Origin of the sequence: Thiomicrorhabdus indica, from assembly GCF_004293625.1 — a bacterium.
Taxonomy (GTDB): Bacteria; Pseudomonadota; Gammaproteobacteria; order Thiomicrospirales; family Thiomicrospiraceae; genus Thiomicrorhabdus; species Thiomicrorhabdus indica.
On record NZ_CP033040.1, the window covers coordinates 1,964,900 to 1,989,089 of the forward strand.

Sequence of the window (24,190 nt, forward strand, 5' to 3'; positions counted from 1 at the left end):
TGTCTCATTCAAAGTTGACCGGCCGGTAAGGTTTCTACCGGCCGGTGTTTGTTATGCGTTGCTGGATGTTAGAAGAACAACAGACCAGAGGTGGCAAAATCATTGATCTGACTTTCGCCTGTTAAGGTAATGGTCACATCCGCGAATTCCAGATATTCAATATTCACCAGCGTATCCGTACCTTCTGTCGCATGACTGACTTGCCATTGTGGCGTGCCGTCTTCGGTATTTTCCAGTTGTGTAATGCTGTATTCGGCATAGTCATAGGCGAACACGGCAATGTCCGTTCCGACACCGCCGTCAATGAGGTCGTTTCCGGTACCGCCGAAGAGTATATCGTCACCTGCATCGCCATAGAGCTGGTCATCACCTCCGCGACTGCCAACAGTATCATTCCCATCACCCGCATGTAGCTCATCGTCTTCGGCACCTAGGACAATATTCTGACCACTGCCGCCGGCAAAGACGATGTTACTGCCTTCTCCTCCACGAACTTGGACATCTCCGACAATAATGGCAAATTCAATATTATCGAGATCAAGCACTGTGCCAGCCGGTAGTTGACTCGCATCAATCACCATGACTTCGGTTTTGTCATTCCCTTCGACACCACTGACTTGAATCGGTTGTGATGGCGCTTCATCGCTTGATGAACTAAACGTCACTTGATTCAACCAGCCGGCACCCTTACCATTCAACCATTGGTCGAGTCCATTAATCATTGAAAACCAATCAGATTCGGGCGCTGAATCTCTCAGTAAATACAATGCATCTCGGAAGCTGGTTTGATCAACCGCGGTCTCATTACTGCGTGCCGTCACACCAATTCCTTCTGGAAGCCTTAGGGTGGTGACTGGATTGTTATCGGCATCAAAGTGTAATGGGATGTCGGCCAGATCACTACTCTCGTCGGTGTTCTGTCGGCCGGCCGGTATAGGGTTAATAATGATTTTATTCACAGTCTGACCGTTTTCGGTGACTTCGTCTTGCTCGACCGTCACCCCATCAATTATATTTGTTGGGGCCTCTGTGGGAGCCTCAGTAGGTGCTTCGGTCGGAGGCTCCGTTGGTTCTGGTGTTGGAGGCGGTGGTGGTGACGTGACATTGATTGTCACGGTATCACTGGCTGTTCCTGCACCATCCTCTCCGCCATCGGCAAGTGTGATGTCAAAGGTGACTGCCCCCGTTGTTCCTGCCGCTTCAAAGGTTAATAAATCATTATCAATGTCGGCTTGGGTAAAGGTTTGCCCCTGTGTTAAAGCGACATTATTAAGCAGTAAGGTTCCACTGGTTGGGAGTGTATCCAATGTGTAGGTGAGCTCGGCACCATCATCGTCTGGGTCACCTTCGTTTAGGTGTGTATTATTAATGGTGACCGTGTTATTCGTTTGCACATTTGGACCACTGTTGGTGGCAATGGTCGGCGCATCGTTGACGGCCGTAATATCAATATTGACGGTCGGATTCGGCGAAAGCGCAGCACCGATTGCATCGACAGCACTTATGGTGAGAGTTGCTGAGTCATCACCCGACACATCTAAATCACCGGTATATTGAATATTGCTCGCGGTGTCTAAGTAGGTGTTAATATCCGCAGCCGTTCCTTCAAGGGTAATGGTTTGAGCATTGACCAACGTCTCTGTTACGCCTGAGCCAGTAGCTGCGCCATCCGCCGGAGTTGCGAAGCTACCGGCCGATGCGGTTAAGGTCACAGTGATGTTATTACTCTCTGGATCGGCAAACTCGACAGAGGATAAATCAACATTCGAAGCAGTGTCTTCTGTAACGGTCACATCGGTCACGCCATTCAGATTCACCGTAGGCGCATCATTGGTGGGGGTAATCGTGACCGTTGCTTGATTTGTTCCAGTGGAATCACTGGTGCCATCATTGAAGGTATAGTCCAGAGTGACGGTTGCAGGCGGTGTATCAGAGGTATTTGAGTAGGCAATGTTTTGCAAAACACTGTTCACAATGGCACTGGTTGCACTGCTGTTAAACGTTAAGACTAATGTTCCTGAAGCATTCGTTGTCACGGTTCCGACGGTGACACTGTTGTAAGTAAAGTCTTGTCCTTGGGTTAAAGTGCCAAGCTGTCCATTATGACTGAATACATCTTCTGCGTTGGCACCGCCATTACGTGCAATCGTAATCGATGCGCCATCAAAGTTACCATTCCCACCATTCAGTGCATCCTGCTCGGTATCGGAAACGGTTACGTCGCTGTCAATCACCACGGCTGAACCATCTTCAATAAAGGTGGCGCCGCCATTTAAATCCGCAAACACTGGTGCATCGTTGGGTGATTGGAAAGTAATCAGGGTATCCGGACCGCTGTCTTCAACCGTATAGGCTAGGTTAGCGCCAGCACCATTGGTTAAAGCCATTGACATTTCAGGGGTTGCAAATGTCGTGGCGTCGGCGTCGGTATCAATTTCTAAGACACTGGTTCCATTAAAGCGGACATTGGTGGTTGTGAGTCCAGTAATACCGGTAATGAGAAGCTTATCGCCTATCTCTAAGTCGGAAATGGTATCGCCATTTAAACTACTTACAGAACCTTTAAACGTATCGGCGCCATCGCCACCGGTTAAGGTATCTGCACTTGATCCAACGACCATTGTGTCATCGCCGGTGCTACCCGTGACAGAATGCCCACTGTCGCTGAGCGTAATGGTATTGGCCGCGTTTAAGACATAATTTTCCACATCACTGTGCGCATTGACCCCGCCGGTAGAATTACTAATAGTAATCTGATTGGTGCCGGTTGCTGTAATGGTGCCGTTAACGGAATTGTTTTGCGCTTCGGTCATGGTGACGCTGGCACCGGAGTCGAGAGTGAGGTTGGTGATTCCTGTTAACATTGCTGAGGCAATGGAGCTACCGTCGCCCATTTGTAAGGTATCATCACCATTATTACCCATTAAAGTGCCGGTGAAATTTAACGCACCAATATTAATTGTATCGGAATCACCATTACTGCCCACATTGACTATGGTAGTCGCTTCTGTCACGGTAATGGTACGACTATTCGTCGAATCATCACCTACCAGATAGTATTCAATATTTGCAAGCGTCGTAAAATCGCCATCGCCTGAAACGTGAATCAATTCATTACCTGCAGCCGAAACGCTACTAAATTGCGCTAGTTGTGTCGCTGCGAGTTCTACGTTTGCATCGTTGTCTAATGTCAGATTTTCAAAGTTCGATACGGTTGCACCTGAAATATCTGCCCCTGTTTTTAGCCACAATCTATCGGTTCCAGAACCTCCATTTAAGGTTCCTGTTGCGGTTAATGCGCCTACAATCACCGTATCACTACCAGAGCTCCCGGTAACATTTTGTCCAGCTGCACCAAGAGTGAAGGTCGTGTCTTGGTTTAAAACATAGGTTTCAATTGCAGCCTTTCCCGTCATGGTTGTGAGGGAGGAACTAATGGTAATTTGCTCATTACCTGCCGCAGTGATTGCTGAAAAATCATTATGTTGCGCAGCCGTCATAGTGACACTGGCACCCGTATCTAGCGTTAAGTTTTCAATATTTGCAAGTGTTGCACCCGAAATTGAGCTACCATCGCCCATTTTTAGGGTGTCATTGAAGGTACCTTCACCACTCAGTGTTCCGGAGTAATTAAGGTTGCCAATGTCAAACGTCACCGCATCCGTCGAACTTGTTGCGGTCACATTGGTATTCGATTGTGCGACCGTAATGGTTCGGCTATTGGTTGAATCATCGCCTGCGACAAAATTTTCAATATTAGCAAGCATGGTAAAGTCACCATCACCATTTACATTCATCGTCTCAGTACCGGCTGCAGTGATTGTTCCAGTGAATTGCGCTAGCTGACTCGCAGCAATGGTCACTGTTGCATCATTGGCTAATGTCAGATTTTCAAAGTTCTGTAGCGTGGTCATGTTGCTAAGATTAACGCCTGTGACCACACTTAGGGTATCCGTGCCACCTTGCCCATCGGCAATGGAGCCAACTTCATGACCTTGAGTGCTGATAATAATGGTCTCGTCACTTGAATCTGTCGTGATATAGGGCGTCAAATTCGTACTATTCGAGGTATTAAAGCCAGCGCCAGTTGAGGTGGCAGATGTGATATCGGTAATATCTAAATTAACCGTGGAAGTCGCAGAATCAATGGTTCCATCATTGGCTTTAATGGAAAGTGTAGCAGCATTATCTCCGCTGGCATTAGCTGAACCGGTATATTGAATATTAGAAACGGTGTCTAAATAGGTATTAATATTGGCAGCCGTACCTGATAGGGTCATCGTGCCTGTTCCTGAACCGCCGACGGTCACACTACCGCCGCTAGATGCTGCCAAGGTTCCTGATGAAGCGATCAGAGAGACCGTTAAACTATCGTCATTTTCATCGGCGAAGGTGACATCTTTTAAATCAATATTTGAAGCGATCTCTTCGGTGACGGTAATATCGGTCGGTTGCCCAGAAATAGTTGGAGCCAAATTGTTTGCAACCGTATAAGTAGCATTATTAGTACCTGTTGGTGTGGTATTGGTTAAAGCATTGCCATAACTATCAATAATATTTTGAGTGCCTGAGAATGATAAGGTAACTGTGCTATTTAAGTCTGCAAGATTTCCCCCTGATAGAGTTACATCATAGATGCTACCCCCTGGAAAAGAAGTAATATTTACTGATGCAGTTGTGCCCGATACGCTGAAGTCATTAGCATCGACATTACTTACCGCTTCATCAAAAGTTACCCTGTAGACTAATGTGTCCGCATCAGTGGTTTCAGTTGATGGAGATAGTCTTTCAATTGAAACAACCCTAGGGGCTGTTGTATCAGCTGGCGGATCAGTGTTGTAAATGAGATTATCAATACCGTCTGATGCGGTTCCACCGGAGCTAAACCACTTTAACCAAGTAATTCCGTTCCAATTCAGAGTAATGGTTCCAGTTCCTGAATATAATTTTGCATGCCCAAGATCTGATTTAACCTCGTAAGTTTCTTCCCCACCGAATTGATTAGCGTCAAAACTTATGACATTAAATGTTCCAGTGTTGACGGTAATTGTGCCAGGAGTTGAACCATTAAGATTTGTAAGCCAAATTTCTTGGTTGTCTGTTTCCCAGTTGGCAAACGTAAACCCTGGCTCACTTGCTCCGGCGCTAAAAGTCATTGTTTGATTTGCAAGGTTTTGTGCGTAATTTGTCAGAGCTAAACTCATAACCTCAATATTGTCAGAAGACTGTTCTAAAACCCAATTTCCCCCTTTATCAATAGCGCCTGTCAAATCATCGGAAGCAGCTATATCGGCATCCGTTGCCTGAGCAAGTTTGCCGATAAAATCCACACCGGTTTCAGTGGCGGCGACATTACAGCCGTACAGCAAAATATCGCCGTTTTCGCTCAGACTCTGTTGAATGACTGCCAGCTCGTCACTGTAGTTTGCAAGCGTGTCGGAATTTAAGACTTCACCCCCCAAAAAGACTTGACCGTCCGCGCCATGCGAAAGAATATGCAATGCTTCAATATCTGACCGGCCGGTAAGCTTTTCTGCCAGTTGCTCAAAACCATCGCCCTCAGCAGAAATTAAAATAACTTCCAAGCCTTGTGCTTTCGCACCTTCAACCAGTGTTTGATAGTCTTGGACGGTTTGGTCAATGACCGCGATTTGATTTTGACGAACTTCTGAAGACATAGAACACCTCTATATTTAGCAAGACTTTTTATAATTGAAATACAAGAATCATAACCAAAAAATAAATGCAGATTGATTAAAAACCCTAAAAAAAATTAAGGTTATTTAAAAATAGCTCATAAAATAACTGAAAAACAATTGGAATTGCAACAGTTTCTTCTTAACCTGAGTGCTGGAAAAACCTTTTGTGCGCGGTGCATAAATAACCACAATGCGCTGTTCTGCTAGAGCTGTTTGCAGTGCTTGCTTTTTGAGCACAATCGTCTTTATTTAAGTTTTCAATCAAGATCTACAGCGGCTTATGTGCCTGACATAGGGTTGCAAAATGAGCGCTTCGTCCATAGCATTGAGAACGATTGTCGTTGCCTCTTGAACATTTCCATGAAACTACTTAGCAACGGTTTGAACATGTCATAACTGATCACCTGATGAAAAGCTCATTGCAAAAAATAATGTCGCTCTAGGTAGGAATGTTCTATAAGTATGACGGCAGAGCTAAAAAAGCTTTTAAGTTCATAAACTAAAGTGAAATCTGTTTAATCTTAGTTTGAGTTTTTAAATGAAAAAATTGAGCTGTAAAGCCTTCAATCTTCTTGCTTCACACTAAACAAAAGCTAAACGCTATAAATTAGATCGAAAAATACACAAAAAATATTAGAAGATATGGCCTTCTATTCATAGAGAGTCCAGTCAATGCAAATTATTGAAGTCAAGACATTAGAGGAAGTTCAAATCCTATCAAACTTAGCCCAAGAGATATGGCATCAACATTTCACGTCAATAATCGGTCAGGATCAAGTCTCATATATGCTCAAACACTATCAAAGCACAGAAGCGATTTGGAAGCAGATTCAAACAGGTGCAGAGTATTATTTTTTAAAGATTTCACAAATACCCGTTGCTTACATTTGCTTGATTGCCGATTCAAATAAAAATCGCATGATGCTTAGCAAACTGTATGTCAAAGATTCTGAACGTGGTAAAGGTTTAGGAAAATCTCTACTCCAGTTTTCAGAAACGCGTGCGATCCAGAAGAACTGTAACGACTTATGGTTAACTGTAAACCGTTTTAACGCAGACTCCATTGAGTGGTACAGTCGCCAAGGGTTCGTGGTGATAGATGAGGTAAAAAAAGATATTGGTCAGGGATATTTTATGGATGACTATATGTCCCGTCCTGAAATAAGTTGACACTTTTTTCAGGTAAAAAACGCTCGATGAACTTCATCGGGCGTTTTGTATTTTAACGCCAAGTGTGGACGTTGAGTATTGTAGATTTCAATCGACTCTTTCACCATTTGTCGAGCCTGATCAACATCCTTTGGCTTGGTTAATAAAAACTCATTCTTCAGAATCCCGTTCACTCTCTCCGCCAAAGCGTTTTGATAGCAATCATAACCATCCGTCATCGAACAGATAATGCCATGTTTTTCATGGAACACTTGATAAGGTTTTGAACAGTACTGAATCCCTCTATCCGAGTGATGAATGAGTGCCCCTTTTCCTAATCTATTTTTCACTGCGTTCTTTAATGCCTGAAGGACTGGTTGAGCATGCAAAGTGTCGTGCACATGGTAGCCAACGATCTTACGAGAACAGGCATCGGTGACTAAGCTGAGATAGGCCTGGCCGTGTTGTACTGGTAAATAGGTAATGTCTGCAACCCAGAGTTTCTCTGGCGCTTTGGCTAAACGCCTTTGCCCCTGCTCTTTGATGAGATTGGGGTGCTTATAAAACCGATGATGACTGTGCGTGGTTTTATGATAGGCTCGCTTATTAGGCACTAATAAACGCTGCCAACGTAACAAGTCAAACAACTTGTCTCGTCCAATCTTCAATCCTTCTTGGGCTTTAGCTAATAGCAAGTTGTGTAGCTTTCGGGTACCAATCCGCGGCTGGCTGATACGTATCGCTTGTACAAAATCCAGAATCATCCGGTATTGCTTTTCTTTGAGCCGCTGCCTTTGTAATCCTTGGTAGTAAGCCTGACGGCTTATCTGTAAGAATCGACAAGCATTGCTTATGTTGAGCCCTTGGATCTGTTTTTGATCGATAACTCGGCTAACCGCTTTTTTGTCAAGCTAACTCCAAAGTCCTCTTTCATGACTTTGACGACGCCTTCAAAGAATTGGGCTTTGAGTTTTTCTTCGGCGAGTTCTTGTTCAAGCTCTTTAATGCGCTGCTCTGGCGTCTTTTCAGCTTTAGTCGTCGGCATAATGATTCCTCGAAGATGTCGGTTAATGGCGTTGGCGTCAGACCAATTTAACTTACCATGCTTTCTAAGCCAAACTAAAACGGTAGATCGTCCTTGGATACCATAATGTGCTTGCGCTTGTTTATAAGTCATTTCGCCTTTTTCGACTTGGTCTACAACGGACAATTTAAAAGCGAGGGAATAATCGCGCTGTGTGCGCTTAGTGTTTGAAGACATTACTTTTTCCTTTTCGGTTCAGAAAAAGTGTCAATCTTATTTAGGACGGGTCAATATTATGGAAAAAGCCCTGTAAATAACAGCTAATAATGCTTCTTTAAATTGTTTGCTAGAAAATTAAATGGGAGGATTCAAAAATCCCCCATCTACATACGTTAATGTTCAAAATCTCGCTAGAACGGCCAGTATTTATTAATCCATTGTGTTGCAACACCTTGACGGGCAGTGTCTCCAGCCGCTCCAACATCTTTGTAAACTAAGCGAACATCAGCCACTTTCGTCGATGAAATGGTATTATCAGGTTGAATATCTTCAGGGCGAATAATTCCAGCAAATTGAACAACTTCGTCGCCATCATGAAGCGTTATCCATTTTTCACCACGAATGACTAAATTACCATTTGAAATAACTTCAACGACCGTCACCGCAATTGAACCGCTCAAAGTTGAGTTTTGCTTAATATCAGATTTCCCTGAAAAGGATCCCTCAGAACCGTAACCGAGTTTCAACCCTCCTATCGCATCACCAACAACGCCTACTGCATTCCCGATAACACCACCGCCACCGCCAACAGTTAGAGGCGTACTTATCCCCCAATCTTGGGCATTCGACTTATCGTATTTCGCCTCGTCTTTTTTATTGGCAGACATATTTTCATCCAAAGCAATGGTAATAATATCCCCAATCCGATGCGCACGTGAGTCATCAAATAAAGTCATAGCGCCAGGCTGATAGAGCGAACCATTATTTGGTTGCGCTTGCTGTGGAATATTCAACGGATAAGCCGGTTCATAACTCATTTTTTCAAATCGTTCAGGTGTTGTACTGCTACACCCCGAAAGAATGGAAGCACTGACCAATGCCAGAGCCAAGCCAATCATCTTTTTGGATGCTTTTAATGTTTTCATCATTTTTCTCCTATTCTTTACCGGCCGGTGTCTTATGTATTATTGTTCAAGTACTGCATCATGCCGTCAGCCGCTGAGATGGCTTTCGAATTCATTTCGTAGGTTCGCTGCGCTTCAATCATGCCAATCAACTCTTCTACTGTATTGACGTTTGAGGCTTCCAAAGCACCTTGCAATAAAGAACCTGCCTCTGCCGTTTCAGGATTATTGATATTCGGCGCACCACTTGCGGTCGTTTCTGCAAAGAAGTTTTGCCCAATGGCTTCAAGACCTGCTGGGTTAATAAAGCTCGCTAGCTGAATTTGACCTACTTGGTTTTGCGCGACATTTCCTGGTTGGGAAACAAAGACTGCACCATCACGAGTGATTGAAATTTCAGTCGCGTCCTGAGGAATATTAATATTTGGTTCCAATAAATAGCCGGAAGATGTAACAAGGTCACCATTTTGGTTGACTTCAAAAGAACCATCGCGGGTATACCAAATTTCTCCATTGTTCCCTTGAACTTGAAAAAAACCTTTCCCTTCAATAAAGACATCCAATTGTTGATCAGTCACCATCACATTACCTTGGGTGTGCATCTTTTGAACACCAACCGCTTTCACCCCTGCTCCTAATTGCAATCCAGAGGGTAAAGTATTTGCTTCATCTTGCGTTGCTTGGGCACCAGGTTGTCGAACATTTTGATACAGTAAATCCTGAAACTCAGCTCGCCCTGCTTTAAAACCATAAGTATTGGCATTCGCGATGTTATTTGAAATAGCCGCCAAGCGGAACTGTTGCGCTTCAAGGCCAGTTTTTGCGACATATAGTGCTCTATTCATAACTCTTTCTCCTTAAGTCGAACTGTTCTTAACGGACATTCAATAACTGGTCAGATTTTTGACCGTGGTTTTTCGAAGTCGCCATCATTTTGACTTGCATCTCGTATTTTCGTGACAACTCAATCATATTTACCAGCGCTTCAGCCGTATTGACGTTACTGGTTTCAAGTGCACCACTAATGACTTTTACATTGGCTTGACCAAGTTCTTCACCCGTATTGCGAATAAAACCATCCAACCCCTTTTCCAACTGTTTGGGATCGGCCTGAACGAGACGAATTTGATCCAATACAACCAATTGGTTCGACGGTGCATCCGCTGGCACAATTGAAATAGTGCCATCATCCCCAATCGCCATACTTCTATAAGGAGGGACAATAATTGGTGCCCCACCTTCGTTTAAAATCGGATTGCCTTGAACATCCACCAATTCACCTGTTTGTAAGGTCTGCATACTCGCCGTGCGCACTAATGCTTCGTCGCCGGCCGGTGATTGAATCGCCATGAATCCATTTTCCTTGGTGACAATATCCATTTCTCGACCAGTCACTTTAATCGCTCCAGCCGTAAAATCGGTTGCAGGTCTTTCATCCAAAGAGTAAGCACGAGAATCCCACCCCGGACCTTCCATATGCTGTGCCCGAAATACATTGAAGTCTTTCTTAAAACCGTCTGTTGAAGCATTCGCCAGATTATTAGCGTTATTCGCTTGTGACAACATCACTTCCTTGGCGCCACTCATTGAGATATAGAGCATACGATCCATAGGGGTTCACCTCGTGTTAAATCTTGAAAACAAGACATGCCAAAAAGATGACATGGTATTTATTGAATTACTGAGGATTTAGCAGACAGCGTGCCAATTAAGAGAAAATTTAGAATTAAAGAATTGAGAAATCAGTCGCTAAGCTGATTAGGGTAGAGTGTTTTTTGAAAAAAGCCGGCGATCAACGCCGGCAAGACCAGAAAAAGTTTTACATTAAAGCTGTAGAATTGTTTGTGTTAACTGCTGAGATGTTGAAATTACCTGAGCAGAAGCCTGATAGGTACGCTGGGTTTGAATCATGTTCACTAACTCACCTGCAACATCCACGTTTGAATACTCCAAAGAACCGGCATTAATCGAGCCCATACCATTATTCTGTGGTGTTCCTAACTGAACCGCACCGGAACTGAAGGATTCTGCATAAGTTTGTCCACCCAGTTTTTCCATAGCGTTTTTATCCGAGAAGTTGGCAATGGCTAATTGTGCAACCGGAACAGAACGTCCATTTGAATAACGCGCTTCAATCACACCATCCAAACCAGTTGTCAGGCCAACCAAATCCCCAATAGAATAACCATTTTGTGTTGTACCACGTTGGTTATAAGAACCTGAAAATTGAGTCAATTCCGTCAAATCCAAACCAATCTCAAACTGAGCTGGATTCGTTCCAGAAATTGGCCCTCCAAGAGGATCAGTCGCACCGGTTAATGGGTTATCCACAATAAAGTTCAAACTAGGTTCACCGACTACTTTTGTCCAACCTGTTTCAGAAGGCTCTGTCACCACAGCACCCGTGGTCGGATCAATATAAGAATCTGGAGTACCAGTCGTCGCGGTTAAATTCGTGGTAGGGTTTCCGTAATCAATCGGCTCCCAGGCACCTAAGTAATTCCCGTTTGTATCAAAACGTAATTCATAAACCTGACCGGCCGCCTTACTACCCGCACCATCCGCATCTAACGCCTCGCCTGTTGTTGGGTCGGACACATGTCCGGTATAAATGGTATTCCCTTGTTCATCCGTATCAGTAATAGAGTATTGAACCAACCATGACGTATACTTAACAGGTGCACCGACTGCAGGAGAGTTACCGTTCGCATCCGTAGTAGAAACCGGATTCCCTGTACTATCGTTTACAGGCACAACATCACGTTTGTAAAAACTCGCATTTAACGTATGCTCCCCCCCTAAACTGTCATGAATGGTAATAGGATAGAAATAATCTATCGATCCCTGATAAGGGCCTGTTGCAGCCGGTGCAGCTCGCCCTTCTAAGTTTTCAGGATCAATTAAACTAACCAAATTATTGGTTGAACCGACCGAGTCATCATCAGCTGCTGCACCAGTATTCGTACCAGCAGGATCAACATTGTGTACCTCTTTACCATCCAAGTTAATGTCATAAGTCATTTCACTGGTGGCTTTAGGTCGTTTATTTAACTCATCCAAATCAATTGAACTTAGAGCGGTACTGAACACCGGATCAGTTTCAGTAGAAACGTTTTGATCCAATAAATACCCTTGGACGCGATTTCCTTCCTGAGAAGTTAAATAACCATCTTTATCCAATTTAAAGGAACCATTTCGGCTATAAACATTGTCATATTTACCGGTTTGATCTTCAAAAACAAAAAAACCTTCGCCATCTATCGCCATATCCAATTCACGACCGGTGCCGTTAATTGATCCTTGGGTAAAGTCTTGAGTGATTGCAGCAACTCGTACCCCGTTACCCGGTGAATTTTGTGCCCCAGAAAACATATCCGCAAATTCTGCACGCGAACTTTTAAATCCTACCGACTGTGAGTTAGCCAAGTTATTCGAAATCACCCCTAGGCCGTTTGAAGCGGCATTGATACCACTCAATGCATTTAAATCATAAGCTACACCCATGATATTTCTCCTTGTGTATGTTCTGCCCTTTTGGGCTTATATAAATTCTGAAATTTCTTCATTATTTGTATTAAGCAATCTATTAACCGCTAATTTCTCGAATCTGATCCATGGCAACTTTCTCACCTGTTGCTAATGTGACCGTGACAGAGCTGTCGTCTGCAACCGCAACCGAATTCACTCTTGATCCAACAATCGTATCAATCATTTCAATTTCACCAGCTTCGTCTAAGCCATAAGCCGTGACGCTATAAACATCTGACCCTTTGACATTTCCATGCTCATCAATACCATCCCAAGTCACGTATTCTTCACCGGCATTCAATTCATCTAAGAAAATTTCTTGAACCATCCCATTCTTATCAGAAATAACAACTTTCACATCTTCCAATGGCTGCTCCAAATTTAAAACGAACTGTGAATCATTGCCTTCGACATGTGAAAAATCTCCACCATTTACTTGAACATTTCTCCCAATCATTGAGGCTGCTTGCATGGTTTGCATACTCTGAAAACTGGTCGTCATAGCGTTGATTGATTCATTCATTTTCGTCGTTGCTTCCAACTGACTCATCTGAGTTAAATCTGTCACAAACTGCGTTGGGTCCATTGGATCCGATGGATCTTGGTTTTGAAGCTGTGTTGTTAACAATCGTAAGAAATCCGCCTGATCTAATTGGTTCTCAGGAGCAGACGCAGCAGGGTTTGTCGTTTGCTGCATCGCTTTCATATAGTCTGTACTGTTGGTTGCAGCAGTGGTGGGTGAATAATCAGCCATAATCGCTCTCCTCTATTTACCCTTTACCTAACTGAATCGTACGAATCAGCAGTTGTTTAGATGTGTTCATCACTTCAATATTGGTCTCATAAGAGCGAGAAGCCGACATCATATTTGCCATCTCTTCAACCACATTCACGTTGGGTCGATAGATATATCCTTCTTCATTCGCCATCGGATGATTCGGGTTGTATTCCATTTTTAAAGGTTCTTGGCTTTCAACAATTTCTTTAATACGAACACCACCGGCCGGTTCATTTGTCATATCATCCATAATGGTCTGAAACACCGGCTGTTTGGAACGGTAAGTGTCTTGATCGTTCGAACTCACACTATCAACGTTCGCCATATTCGAGGCAACCGTATTGAGTCGAACAGTTTGCGCATGCATGCCTGTTCCTGAAATATCGAGTACTTTAAATAATGACATTTTCTAAACTCCTATCACTCGTTACTCGCCTTTTAAGGCACCACGAATCCCTGAAATTTTGCTGTTAACAAATTCAAGAGTGGCTTGGTGTTGAATAGCATTTTCCATAAACTGCGCTTTTTCTATATGTGTCTCAACCGTATTACCATCCAAAGCCGGTTGCGTTGGCATCCGATACTTAAGGAATTCAGAGGTGGATGCAAATCCACCACCTTCAATGTGACGACTGTTGGTTTTTGCCAAATTTGGAACAGACATTTTTAAAAGGTCAGATTCATCATTTAAGGCTTTACGAAAATCGATATCTCGAGCCTTATAATTTGGTGTATCCGCGTTCGCTAAATTATTCGCTAACAATTCACCACGCTGAGTTCGAACGCGTAAAGCTGCTTCATGAATTCCAAAAATTGACTCTGCCATTTGCCAGACTCCTACTGTTTATTGACCGGCCGGTAAACCTGACTGTCAAAATAAATACTTCTTACTCGAGTTACAGCAAAGCAAATGCCAAGTTTGAGTTTTTTATAAAAATTGTGAAAAAAAGCGTTAAAGCTTTTAGAAAAGATGCCTATTCGGCAGAGAAAAGAAAAACTTTAGAAAAAAGTTAAAAAAAATAGGAAATTTTTGCCGGCCGGTTAATAAACCAACTTTTTGAAGATTTTAAAGCGGCAATTTGCCAAAAAACCGGCAACCAATACACAGGAACGTTTCGAAAGCTTGGTCATTAAACTTGCGTAAATTTCAACCTAAGAATAATCGTCAATTTTATGACAACTAGCACTACCAAGCTTTAACTCGATCACCTATCTGAACAACTTCCTGGCTCGCAGAAAGTTCTGCGATAACAAATTGATCCATGACGCGCTTCACAGTCAAAAATGCACCTGGCGTCAAATCATAACCAAGAGTACGCCCATTAAAACGTACTTGACGATCTTGGCGTTGATAAACAGCCAATACGTCACCCACTTCAACACCGGAACGCTGATCCATCAATACAAGGTATTGATCTCCACGCTTTTCAATCACTTCGCTTTCAAATGGTTGACAACGAACGGCTTCGTAAACTTTTCGAGTTTGCTCTTTGAGTAACGCATGAAACGCCTTGCCAACATCTGTTGCAAAAAACGCATTGGTTCCAAACGGACGGTCACGTCCAACCCGAACGTCTCCTTTAATATCAAATCCATCGCGAGCCTCTGAAACCGTTCTAAAGTTAATCAAATCTACCAAATACCAATCAACTTCAATATAACGACTATCTTTATCCACTTGCAGGTTGTAAGTACGTTTGACCCGATTCATAAAACCGTTATCTTCTTCATGTGCACTGGCAGACTTTAAAACAGACAATAATAAATACTGCGCACCGGTTTGATTTCGGACATCCGTCAACAAGCGTTCATCTAGGTTCGGGGTAATTTTTTGGTTAGGTTGAATTTCAACGGTGTAATCCAAGCCGATAAGGTTTAAATGGCCTTGTTGCAGAAGACGGCGCTCAACCTCTTTTTGGTAACCGATAACCAAATTTGAAATGTCACGGGCTTCATAAGCATTTTCCATTACAACAGGAGCGACCGCTAAACGTGTTTGATATTGATGCCCTTCAAGGTTTGGACAAACTTTTGGATCATCGGTTAAGCAGACTTCCAAAGTCACCTCATAACCCAAAGGTTCCTTTTTATCTTGACCATACAAATCCATAGGATCCTCAAGACCTTCTTCGAGAATTCGAAACGACTCCACCCTTGCTTGAGAGGTAAAGCGTGAACTGTCAAGGGTAATTTCGTAATTCTCCATTTTTTGATCTGTACGCACATTCAAGTTTCGACGCATAGTGGCATTTTTGATTGCCTCTCGAATCGCCATCTTTTGTGCAAAATCTTCATTGCCATTATCAATCGGAGCGATTCCTTTGACCGTCACACACTCAGAAGGTATTGATTGTTTGACAACATGGATTACGCAGCGGTTTTGCTGAGGGTTGTATAAAGAACCTTCTGGACAATTATTCTTACCGGCCGGTAAAGATTGTTTTGAATTTTCCAAAGCCGGCAAATCGAACACTTTATCCAAACCTAAATTCTGCCCAGTTTGCGGCTCGACATCCCCAAACAAAACGTCATCTTGAGCTTGAGTAATAAATGGCACCATCAAAACAAACAACCCCATTACAAAAATTAATTTTCGAATGGTGTTTTCTGAACTGAAGACAGCTTTTGAAGACAGTTTGGAGTTTGCCATAGGGTCTATTTACTCATCAAATTTCAAAAAAGCTCAGAGAAGAGCTGGAATTACAACAATTGAATTTAAGAAGCTTTCTGATGTTTTTCACGGCTTTCTTTAATTCGCTTCACAATCAATTCGGCCAACTCATCAGGATGCCACTTTGAAATAAAACTATCTGCGCCGACTTTTTCAGTCAACTTGTCATTAAATCCACCGCTCAGAGAAGAATTCAACACCACAAATAGATCTCGCAAACGCTCATCTTTTCGGATACTTGACGTTAAGGTGTAACCATCCATTTCCGGCATTTCAATATCTGAAATAACCATTAACAAACGGTTTGAAACTGGCTCCGAAATCCCAATATCCGCATCATCGGCAAGTTTTTCCAAAAACTCCAATGCCTTTTTGCCGTTATTCACAATTTTGTTACGAATTCCCATCTTATCCAAAATGTTCGCCAACTGATTTCGAGCAACGGCAGAGTCGTCCGCCCCCAAAACAAAATAACTTTCATCGCCTGTTATATTCTCATGCGTGGACATGAATTCATTCGACATTTCATTAGTTACCCCCGAAACTTCGACCAACACCTTTTCGACATCAACAATTTCGACAATCTGGTTCTGAGCTCGAGTAATACCTGTTAAATAATTGACGTTTTGTAAGGTCTCCGGAGGTGGAAGAATGTCTTCCCATCTCATATGGACAATACGGTCTACACCATGAACCAAAAAGCCTTGTACAGAACTGTTGAATTCAGTGACAATGGTTAAGGTTTTGGAGTACTCATCCTCAGGAATCGGTTCCATGTCCAAAGCGCTTGCTAAATCAATCATCGGCATGGTTTGACCTCGAATATCAGCCACCCCAACAATGCGATAATCAGATTTTGGCACAGCAGAAATTTCTGGTGTTCGAATGACTTCACGCACTTTAAAGACATTGATGCCAAACAATTGCTTGCCTCGAATGGTAAACAACAACAATTCCATTCGGTTCATCCCTGCAAGGGATGTTCTTTGATCAACGCCTTTTAAAAAACTCGACATACTGACCTTCCTTTGAATTCCTAGGATTTCTTTTTCATTGAATGATTCAATAACCTAAATCATTAAGCGTCATTCTTTCATGCTTGCATGGCACTTTTGCGCCAAGAGTACAATTTATGTTGAAGATGTTAGACTAACGCCAATCTCATTTAATGAATACTACTGTTTTTATGAAGGACTTTTTCAAATTCTGCATTAACACATGCACACGCTTACACAAATTCACATTGAATATAGCCGCATTTGTTGCCCTGATGAGCCATCTAACCATTGGCCATGCCAACACTCAAAACATCCAGGCATCATCAGAAGTCCAATCACTTGAATCTGTCCATCAATTGGTTCTTGAATACCTTAAGCAAAAAGCTGACCAATCCATTCTTGATCCTGAATTTAAGATCCGGGAACTCAGTGATAGACTTCAATTACAAGCCTGTCAAACACCTTTGCAAATTGAAGATCGCCAAAAATCAAAAACTATTGGCAGAATGACCATTGGCGTCTCATGCGGCCACCCCAAATGGCGTGTGTATGTGCCTGCAGAAATATTGGGGAAATTGCCGTTGATATACAGCAATCATGCCATTCTGAAAGGTGAACGTATTAGCCGAGAAGATTTTCGTGTCGAGTTAGTTCCACACAACAAAATTCCTCATGGAGCAGTTACTCAAGAGCGAAGCCTTATTGGAATGCGAAGCAAACGAGCCATTAGTGCGAATCAAATCATTAAAGTTCAATATTTAATCCCTCCTTATATGGTCTTTAAAAACCAATCGGTCAACATCATCACTAAAATCGGCTCTATTGAAGTGAAGTCTAGAGGAATAAGTTTGAAAAGTGCTGTCGAAGGTGAGCAAGTTGATGTACAAAACCAACAGTCCAAAAAAATCATTAAAGGCATAGTAATTGCTCCCAACACAGTTCTTATACCGTAGGATTTCAGCAACGCTTTAAAAACGTCAAAAATTCGTTAGGATTTTTCTAAAGTTTTTCTATTACAGCCGATATTTTGAGTACAAGGGTAAATCGACTGCGCAATAAAACGATAAAAACGGATAACCAGTTTCTTAGTCATAGAAAAAATATTAGAAAATTTAAATTTTCTGCTAAAGAAATTGAATTATTAGTCGATAATCATAATAAGATATAGAGATTCGTCTGTCAGCGTAATGACAAGTGAGGCAACAAAATGGATATTAAACAAGTAAATTCATCACTTTATAGTGGTCGAACAAACGAAAATACAAAAAATGCGAAAGATTCATCAACTGAAGTAGCCAATGCCCAAGTTGGCGGTGGTGCTACAACAGACAAAGTAACCTTAACGCAAAATCTTTCTCAAATTGCAGAACTAGAACAAAAAGCGCAAGGGATTACGAGCGATAATGCAGAACGTATCGCCGCATTGAAAGCCGCAATTGATCAAGGAGAATATAAAGTCGACAGCCAAAAAGTCGCCGAGAAATTCTTACAAAGCGAACAACTTCTCGCCCAGTTATAATTTCTCCACTCCTCAAATTTTGTTGCTTCTTGACTGCTCATGCTTTCGTTAATTCGAACTTGAGCAGTTTTTCTTTATGGTCTATTCTATTTCTCAATAAATTACTTCATTCAATCTTTGGCATCGAAAACTCATCGAGAGACTTTGTCTAACACGAAAACCATTAGAGCGTACCAGTGAGTCAAACTATGAACCAGCCCACCGTTTCTCAAAACTCTAAAGAAGTTTACACTTCGTTCGACAAGCTATTAAAAGCGCTCGACAATTTTTTGACAATCCTTAATGAAGAAAAAGCCGCCATTCGAAAATCGGAAATTAAATTGATTGAAGATGTCACTCAGAAAAAGTCTGAATCTGTGGATGAAATTGAATCAATTTCTATCGCAATTGAAAAAGATACCGGCCGGTCAATTCCTGAATGGTTTGCAGATAAAACCCTTGAAGGTAATTTACAGAACCTTATTCAAAAAGCTGAAAACATGACCACTGCCTGCCATGATTTAAACTTAGCAAATGGCTTATCAATTAATATTTTGAACAATATGAATAGTTACACACTTAATTTAGTGTCTGGCAAAGACCCCGACATGAAAACCTACGGTTCAAAAGGCCAAGAAAATGCTTCAAAAGACCAGAGACGAACTTTAGGCAAAGCGTAAATAAACAAACGGCTTATTTCTAGTAAAAATGGTATGAATGAAACTCCACCACAATATAACTTGCCACGTTTAATAACAAATAACCTATGCTCGCTCAAGATATCCGCAATGTTTGAACTCCAAACCGACAATTATTCTATAAACTAGGCGTACAAATTGCTTGTTTCAAGAACCATTGAAAATTAGAGAAAACTATGAAAAACCAAGAACAGCGTTTATATTTCCGTATTGATACCGTTCTCCCTTGTAGCTTCCGCATTATTAGTAGTGAAGACGCCAAGAGCCATGAGCTACCGAAATCAGCCGATAACAAATTCATTGAAGAATATTTCATGAAAAACTTGGCGGATCTTGATCAGCAAATTAACGAATCTATTGCTCAAATCAATGAAAAGAGCTCTGTACTTGCTACAGCTTTGAATGCCATTAACAGCAAACTAAACTTTATCATGCAAACTTTAGAGGAATCTCAGTTAAGTCGTGCAATTCCTCTTCGAGTGGTAAACATCAGCGGTAACGGCATTGCGCTGCATATGAACGAAGATGTGTCACTCACTGATAAAGTAGATATGCTCATCAAACCATTACACAATGAACCTCCAATTCTTGTTCGTTGTGATGTGGTGAATATAAAACGCAAAAACGATGATGGTGAAACCAAAGAAGTTTCTCTAAGCTTCCAAAGCATGGCTGTTGAAGACCGTCGAAAACTGATTTTCTTTATCCAATCAAAAGAAATCGAAGCCGCACAAAAAGAGCGCGAAAAAAAGTATCCATAACTCCCCTTCAGTTAGGCTGAACTAAAAAACTAGTTGCAAAAAACAATCGCTAAAACACATAAAGTTGATTAGGAACTAGTTTTAATTTAGTAGCACGTAATCGATATAACTTTTTGTTAAATTAGCGACTTTAGACTTTAAACTCTTTGGTGTTCAATGTTTCTTCGCGCTATTCTCAATGTTTTGGCTTTTGCCACCACTCTGACGTTTGCCACTCAGGCAACAGTGGCCTTTGCAAAAGAGAAAATCTATCTAGGCTTTTACGCACACCAATCGAAAGAAACGATTGAACAACAATATGAACCTTTTTTTAAGTACCTTTCTGATTCACTGCCTAATCATACGATTATTCCACGTATTTTAGATGCTGAACACCTAAAGCAAGCGGTTCGTAATAATCAAATCAATTTATTATTCATTAACCCAAACCTTTACCTAGAACTTCGACATGAGATGCCGTTAAATGGCGTGATTGCAACCGTTCAAAGAAAACACCTTGGCAAAGAATTATGTTGTCTTGGAGGGGTTATTTTCACTCGAACCAAGAATTCGAAGATAAATTCACTTAAAGACTTAGAAAAAAGTAAAGTTGCTGTTCCCTCATTTTCAAACACAGGTGCTTACCGCGTCCCTCTCTACGAACTCCACAAAAATAATATAAATTATGAAAATATCGACTTTATCAAAGTGGGAGATAACGATTCGGTAATAGAAGCCGTAATGTCTAATCAAGTCGATGCTGGGTTTATTAGAACCGGCATTCTTGAACAATGGTCTGCATCCAATCAGCTGGATATTGCCGATATCAAAGTCCTCAACTTACAAAAACAGTCAAAATTTCCACAAATTCTCTCAACCGGACTTTACCCAGAATGGCCGTTTATCATAATGCCTAACTTGGATGATGACCTAAAACGAGATATTGCCGTTGCTCTGTTTTCACTTCGTATAGATCACCCTGCTGCAATACAAGCAAACATCAGTGGATTTATTGCACCCCGAGACTATAAACCATTAGAGAACCTTCTCATTGAACTCAGGCTTCCCCCATATGATGTTCTGCCAAAACTATCATTGAATGAATTAATTGATCAAAATAAATACACGTTTATTGGTTTTAGCACATTATTTTTACTGGTTTTAGTAACACTCACTCTCTCCGAACGCTATCGAAGTCGTTTAAAGCTGCATGCTGCTCGATTAAAAAAACAATCAGAAGTGGATCAAATCCTTCTACAAATGCCATCAAGCCTTGACAGAATGAGTGAACAAGAATTTTTGGATGATTTATGCGAAAAAATCGAACACTTAACGAATAGCACAGCAAGTTTTTTGAACTTTGTCGATGAAGATAAAAATATTATTTACATAACCGGCTTGTCGAAAGGTGCACGTGAGCAAAATGCACATTTGCAAAACACTGAAAATGAATATTCTATTGATGAAGCAGGGGTTTGGGCAGAAGCAATTCGTCAGAAAAAAGTTGTTTGTATTAATGATTATCCAAACTACGAAAACAAAAAAGGGTTACCTGACGGTCATATGGAGCTGCACCGCTTAATTAATCTGGTGGTAACTGAAAAAAATAAAACCGTTCTATTGGCGGGTATTACCGGCAAGCCGACAGATTACACAAATGAAGACACCAATATCGTTCAAATCATTGCCAACCAAGCTTGGCAATTGATTAAAGATCGCAGAACGCAAAAAGAGATTGAATCTGAACAGAAAAAATTTAACAACCTCATTCATAACCTAGGGGATCGATATGTGGTTTTCTCACACAATGGTCAACAAGGCATCCTCAACTTTATTTCAAAAAATGTCTTTAATTTATTTGGCATCCACCAGCAGGAATTAATCAATACACCTTGGTTTCAAACAATCCAGTGGAAACAGGAATCCATTAATTTAGCCAATCAAGAGCTCAAACGGCTTGCAAACATGGAAACCACTCATTCAACATTCAACATGGAATTTCTTCACCCTAAAAAAGGCAATCGAATAATATTTATTGAACAACATGGTGTGTTTGATGATGGAAAACTAATATCCATTGATGGATTTGTCACCGACATTACTGAAGAGAATGAACAAAGAAAAAAACTCAATCAAGCAGCCTTGGTTTTTGAAAAATCTAATCAAGGAATCATTATTACAGACTCTAACAATCGTATTGTCCGCGTAAACGAACGCTTTCAAGAAATTACCGGCTACCATAGTTCGGAAATTATTGGCAAAAACCCAAGCTTCTTAGGCTCAGGTAAACAAAATGGGCAATTCTATAAAAAACTTTGGGAAGATTTACTCAAAGATGATTATTGGCAAGGCGAATTATGGAATCGAAGAAAAACTGGAGAATTCTATATAGAACGACTTACGATTTCTATTATTCGCAACGAAAATGGTGATATTCAACAATATCTTGGTTTAATGTCCGACATTACTCAAGAACGTACTCACCAAGAACTATTGGAAAAAAGAGCAAACTTCGATGATCTAACCGGCTTACCTAATCGAACACTCCTTACAGACCGTGTTAACCAGAGCTTGGCTTCAGCCCATCGCCATAACGAATATTTAGCTATTTTGTTTATTGATTTAGATGGTTTTAAAGAAATTAACGACCAGTTTGGGCACCCAGCAGGCGATTATCTCCTTCAAAGCCTTTCACAAAGATTTTTATCAGAAGTTCGTAATGAAGACACCGTTGCACGAATTGGCGGTGACGAATTTGTTATCGTGCTCAACCGAAATGCTAATGAACATGATTTTGGAATCATCGAAAAGCGATTACTTAGTTCAGCCTCTGCTGGTGTGCCCTATCAAAGTCATTCTCTTAAAGTATCTTGTAGTATTGGAAGTGTTCATTACCATCCTGACTATGATATTGACATCGGTTCAGAAAGACTCATTCGTCTTGCAGATCAGGCCATGTTCCAAGCCAAACAGAAAGGTAAAAATCAAATTTTTACCCATCAATGGGAAAATAATGAATTAAAAACAGCGTTAAAAAAGGCATTTAAGAAGAAAGAATTTCATTTGTACTACCAACCCAAAGTGGATTTTAATTCTGAAGAACATATCTGTTTTGAAGGTCTCATTCGCTGGATCGATCCAGATAAAGGCGTTATTTCTCCAGCTGAGTTTTTACCAGCAATAACTCAATCGGGGCTAGAAATTGAACTCGGAGATTATGTTCTACAAAAAGGTTTGGCATTTATAGAAATAATGGCGCTCCAAGGGATAAACATTCACCTCAGTTTAAATATCAGCGGTTTATATTTACAGCACCATCAATTTATTGAAAAACTAGTCGTTCTTCTGGCTGCACACCCAAATATTTCACCGTCACAAATCACTCTTGAACTTTTAGAATCCTCTGCATTAGAAGATTTATCAAGAATTTCGGAACAAATCATGTTGAGCCGAAATCTTGGAGTGAAGTTTGCCATTGACGATTTCGGAACAGGTCACGCATCATTGAATTACCTCAAACACCTGCCTGTCAATGAGTTGAAGATTGACCAAGAATTTACACGCGGACTATTTGAAGATCCAAACAACTTGAGTATCCTTGAAGCAACTAAATCTATGGCAGAAGCATTTAACTTATCAGTGATTGTTGAGGGCGTGGAAACTGAGGAACATATTGCACTGCTTATTAAATATGGCTTCAGCAAATTACAAGGCTACGGCATCGCTCGTCCTATGCCTGAAAATGAGGTGTTGGAATGGATTAAAAACTGGACGCCGTCCAACAAATTAAAAACGATTTCTGAAGTCTCTTCTCAAGAAAAAGAAACACTCAAAGCAGAAATGATGTTGTTGTCTCACCTCAACAAAATTATTCACTTTATAGAACTACCGGCAAGTGACATTGAAAACTCAAGCCAAGAAAGTGACTCATTATTTACAACCCTCATGCTAACCACTAATGAATGTCCTTTTGGACGATGGCTAGACATTCATGCTCATAACATATTAGATGATACTACCCTTGAAGAGGTTTATTCTATTCATGAAGAGCTTCATGCACTTTACCTCGATATAATCGAAAGCAAAACGGCAAATAACCCCCAGTCCATGCAAGAGAAAATTAACCGGATGCATCATTTGAAAGAAAGCTTAATTAACAAAATTAACCACCACTTCAAAAACGAATCCATCGTTATTCAATAATTTAGTTAAAGAAAATAAAAAACGCCATCACGCTTAAAGCAGGATGGCGTTCTATCGCTTCCAAAGAGTATCTTTCAATC

17 protein-coding genes are annotated in these 24,190 nt (G+C 41.3%); 6 read left to right on the top strand and 11 right to left on the bottom strand.

Going from position 1 to position 24,190, the window contains the following annotated elements; genetic code table 11:
* Window positions 1-68: 68 nt before the first annotated feature.
* Entirely contained in the window at window positions 69-5,678 is a 5,610-nt protein-coding gene (locus D9T12_RS08695; RefSeq protein WP_130537810.1) for a DUF4347 domain-containing protein, read from the bottom strand.
* Window positions 5,679-6,371: 693 nt separating this feature from the next.
* Here D9T12_RS08695 and D9T12_RS08700 point away from each other — a divergent pair.
* Window positions 6,372-6,869, top strand: coding sequence for a GNAT family N-acetyltransferase (locus D9T12_RS08700; RefSeq protein ID WP_130537811.1), 498 nt, complete (start codon window positions 6,372-6,374; stop codon window positions 6,867-6,869).
* 8 nt (window positions 6,870-6,877) lie between these two features.
* On the opposite strand, the gene D9T12_RS08705 is transcribed toward D9T12_RS08700, so the two are convergent.
* The 10 genes from D9T12_RS08705 to D9T12_RS08750 all read right to left on the bottom strand — a co-directional run bounded on the left by D9T12_RS08705 (window position 6,878) and on the right by D9T12_RS08750 (window position 16,989).
* Window positions 6,878-8,109, bottom strand: a protein-coding gene (locus tag D9T12_RS08705; protein WP_130536334.1) for an IS3 family transposase whose coding sequence is annotated in 2 segments (ribosomal slippage) — window positions 6,878-7,755 and window positions 7,755-8,109 — 1,233 coding nt in all. Because the reading frame shifts where the segments join, the coding sequence is not laid out codon by codon here.
* Between the two features lie 173 nt (window positions 8,110-8,282).
* Entirely contained in the window at window positions 8,283-9,020 is a 738-nt protein-coding gene (locus tag D9T12_RS08710; protein ID WP_240693157.1) for a flagellar basal body L-ring protein FlgH, read from the bottom strand.
* A 29-nt stretch (window positions 9,021-9,049) separates the two neighbouring features.
* On the bottom strand, window positions 9,050-9,841 hold the full coding sequence (flgG, locus tag D9T12_RS08715) for a flagellar basal-body rod protein FlgG (RefSeq protein ID WP_130537812.1): 792 nt from the start codon (window positions 9,839-9,841) through the stop codon (window positions 9,050-9,052).
* Between the two features lie 28 nt (window positions 9,842-9,869).
* The gene (locus D9T12_RS08720) at window positions 9,870-10,607 is read right to left on the bottom strand and encodes a flagellar basal body rod protein FlgF (protein WP_130537813.1); all 738 of its coding nucleotides are present in this window, start codon (window positions 10,605-10,607) and stop codon (window positions 9,870-9,872) included.
* 213 nt (window positions 10,608-10,820) lie between these two features.
* Window positions 10,821-12,500 carry a flagellar hook protein FlgE gene (locus D9T12_RS08725; protein ID WP_130537814.1) on the bottom strand — a complete coding sequence of 560 codons (1,680 nt, stop codon included), beginning with the start codon at window positions 12,498-12,500 and terminating at the stop codon, window positions 10,821-10,823.
* A gap of 82 nt (window positions 12,501-12,582) precedes the next feature.
* Window positions 12,583-13,278 carry a flagellar hook assembly protein FlgD gene (locus D9T12_RS08730; RefSeq protein ID WP_130537815.1) on the bottom strand — a complete coding sequence of 232 codons (696 nt, stop codon included), beginning with the start codon at window positions 13,276-13,278 and terminating at the stop codon, window positions 12,583-12,585.
* 16 nt (window positions 13,279-13,294) lie between these two features.
* Window positions 13,295-13,708 (bottom strand): flagellar basal body rod protein FlgC, encoded by a 414-nt coding sequence (gene flgC / locus D9T12_RS08735; protein WP_130537816.1) that lies wholly within the window; start codon window positions 13,706-13,708, stop codon window positions 13,295-13,297.
* 21 nt (window positions 13,709-13,729) lie between these two features.
* Window positions 13,730-14,128, bottom strand: a complete 399-nt coding sequence (gene flgB, locus D9T12_RS08740) for a flagellar basal body rod protein FlgB (RefSeq protein WP_130537817.1) — start codon at window positions 14,126-14,128, stop codon at window positions 13,730-13,732.
* 360 nt (window positions 14,129-14,488) lie between these two features.
* Window positions 14,489-15,952, bottom strand: a complete 1,464-nt coding sequence (locus tag D9T12_RS08745; protein WP_130537818.1) for a flagellar assembly protein T N-terminal domain-containing protein — start codon at window positions 15,950-15,952, stop codon at window positions 14,489-14,491.
* A gap of 65 nt (window positions 15,953-16,017) precedes the next feature.
* The gene (locus D9T12_RS08750; RefSeq protein ID WP_130537819.1) at window positions 16,018-16,989 is read right to left on the bottom strand and encodes a chemotaxis protein; all 972 of its coding nucleotides are present in this window, start codon (window positions 16,987-16,989) and stop codon (window positions 16,018-16,020) included.
* 254 nt (window positions 16,990-17,243) lie between these two features.
* Between D9T12_RS08750 and flgA the strand changes: the two genes are divergently transcribed.
* From flgA to D9T12_RS08775, 5 genes are all read left to right on the top strand, one after another.
* Window positions 17,244-17,924: a flagellar basal body P-ring formation chaperone FlgA gene (gene flgA / locus D9T12_RS08755; RefSeq protein ID WP_130537820.1), complete on the top strand. Its 681-nt coding sequence runs from the start codon at window positions 17,244-17,246 to the stop codon at window positions 17,922-17,924.
* 254 nt (window positions 17,925-18,178) lie between these two features.
* Window positions 18,179-18,490, top strand: a complete 312-nt coding sequence (gene flgM, locus D9T12_RS08760) for a flagellar biosynthesis anti-sigma factor FlgM (protein WP_130537821.1) — start codon at window positions 18,179-18,181, stop codon at window positions 18,488-18,490.
* Between the two features lie 188 nt (window positions 18,491-18,678).
* Complete coding sequence (locus D9T12_RS08765) at window positions 18,679-19,149, top strand: flagella synthesis protein FlgN (RefSeq protein WP_130537822.1); 471 nt, start codon at window positions 18,679-18,681, stop codon at window positions 19,147-19,149.
* Window positions 19,150-19,343: 194 nt separating this feature from the next.
* Window positions 19,344-19,928, top strand: coding sequence for a PilZ domain-containing protein (locus D9T12_RS08770; RefSeq protein WP_130537823.1), 585 nt, complete (start codon window positions 19,344-19,346; stop codon window positions 19,926-19,928).
* A 156-nt stretch (window positions 19,929-20,084) separates the two neighbouring features.
* Window positions 20,085-24,110: an EAL domain-containing protein gene (locus D9T12_RS08775; RefSeq protein ID WP_130537824.1), complete on the top strand. Its 4,026-nt coding sequence runs from the start codon at window positions 20,085-20,087 to the stop codon at window positions 24,108-24,110.
* Window positions 24,111-24,190 lie beyond the last annotated feature (80 nt).

Excerpts from the sequence above, each read along its gene's own strand:
- D9T12_RS08695 (WP_130537810.1), bottom strand. The coding sequence starts at position 5,678 with ATGTCTTCAGAAGTTCGTCAAAATCAAATCGCGGTCATTGACCAAACC.
- D9T12_RS08700 (WP_130537811.1), top strand. The coding sequence starts at position 6,372 with ATGCAAATTATTGAAGTCAAGACATTAGAGGAAGTTCAAATCCTATCA.
- D9T12_RS08710 (WP_240693157.1), bottom strand. The coding sequence starts at position 9,020 with ATGATGAAAACATTAAAAGCATCCAAAAAGATGATTGGCTTGGCTCTG.
- flgG (WP_130537812.1), bottom strand. The coding sequence starts at position 9,841 with ATGAATAGAGCACTATATGTCGCAAAAACTGGCCTTGAAGCGCAACAG.
- D9T12_RS08720 (WP_130537813.1), bottom strand. The coding sequence starts at position 10,607 with ATGGATCGTATGCTCTATATCTCAATGAGTGGCGCCAAGGAAGTGATG.
- D9T12_RS08725 (WP_130537814.1), bottom strand. The coding sequence starts at position 12,500 with ATGGGTGTAGCTTATGATTTAAATGCATTGAGTGGTATCAATGCCGCT.
- D9T12_RS08730 (WP_130537815.1), bottom strand. The coding sequence starts at position 13,278 with ATGGCTGATTATTCACCCACCACTGCTGCAACCAACAGTACAGACTAT.
- flgC (WP_130537816.1), bottom strand. The coding sequence starts at position 13,708 with ATGTCATTATTTAAAGTACTCGATATTTCAGGAACAGGCATGCATGCG.
- flgB (WP_130537817.1), bottom strand. The coding sequence starts at position 14,128 with ATGGCAGAGTCAATTTTTGGAATTCATGAAGCAGCTTTACGCGTTCGA.
- D9T12_RS08745 (WP_130537818.1), bottom strand. The coding sequence starts at position 15,952 with ATGGCAAACTCCAAACTGTCTTCAAAAGCTGTCTTCAGTTCAGAAAAC.
- D9T12_RS08750 (WP_130537819.1), bottom strand. The coding sequence starts at position 16,989 with ATGTCGAGTTTTTTAAAAGGCGTTGATCAAAGAACATCCCTTGCAGGG.
- flgA (WP_130537820.1), top strand. The coding sequence starts at position 17,244 with ATGAGCCATCTAACCATTGGCCATGCCAACACTCAAAACATCCAGGCA.
- flgM (WP_130537821.1), top strand. The coding sequence starts at position 18,179 with ATGGATATTAAACAAGTAAATTCATCACTTTATAGTGGTCGAACAAAC.
- D9T12_RS08765 (WP_130537822.1), top strand. The coding sequence starts at position 18,679 with ATGAACCAGCCCACCGTTTCTCAAAACTCTAAAGAAGTTTACACTTCG.
- D9T12_RS08770 (WP_130537823.1), top strand. The coding sequence starts at position 19,344 with ATGAAAAACCAAGAACAGCGTTTATATTTCCGTATTGATACCGTTCTC.
- D9T12_RS08775 (WP_130537824.1), top strand. The coding sequence starts at position 20,085 with ATGTTTCTTCGCGCTATTCTCAATGTTTTGGCTTTTGCCACCACTCTG.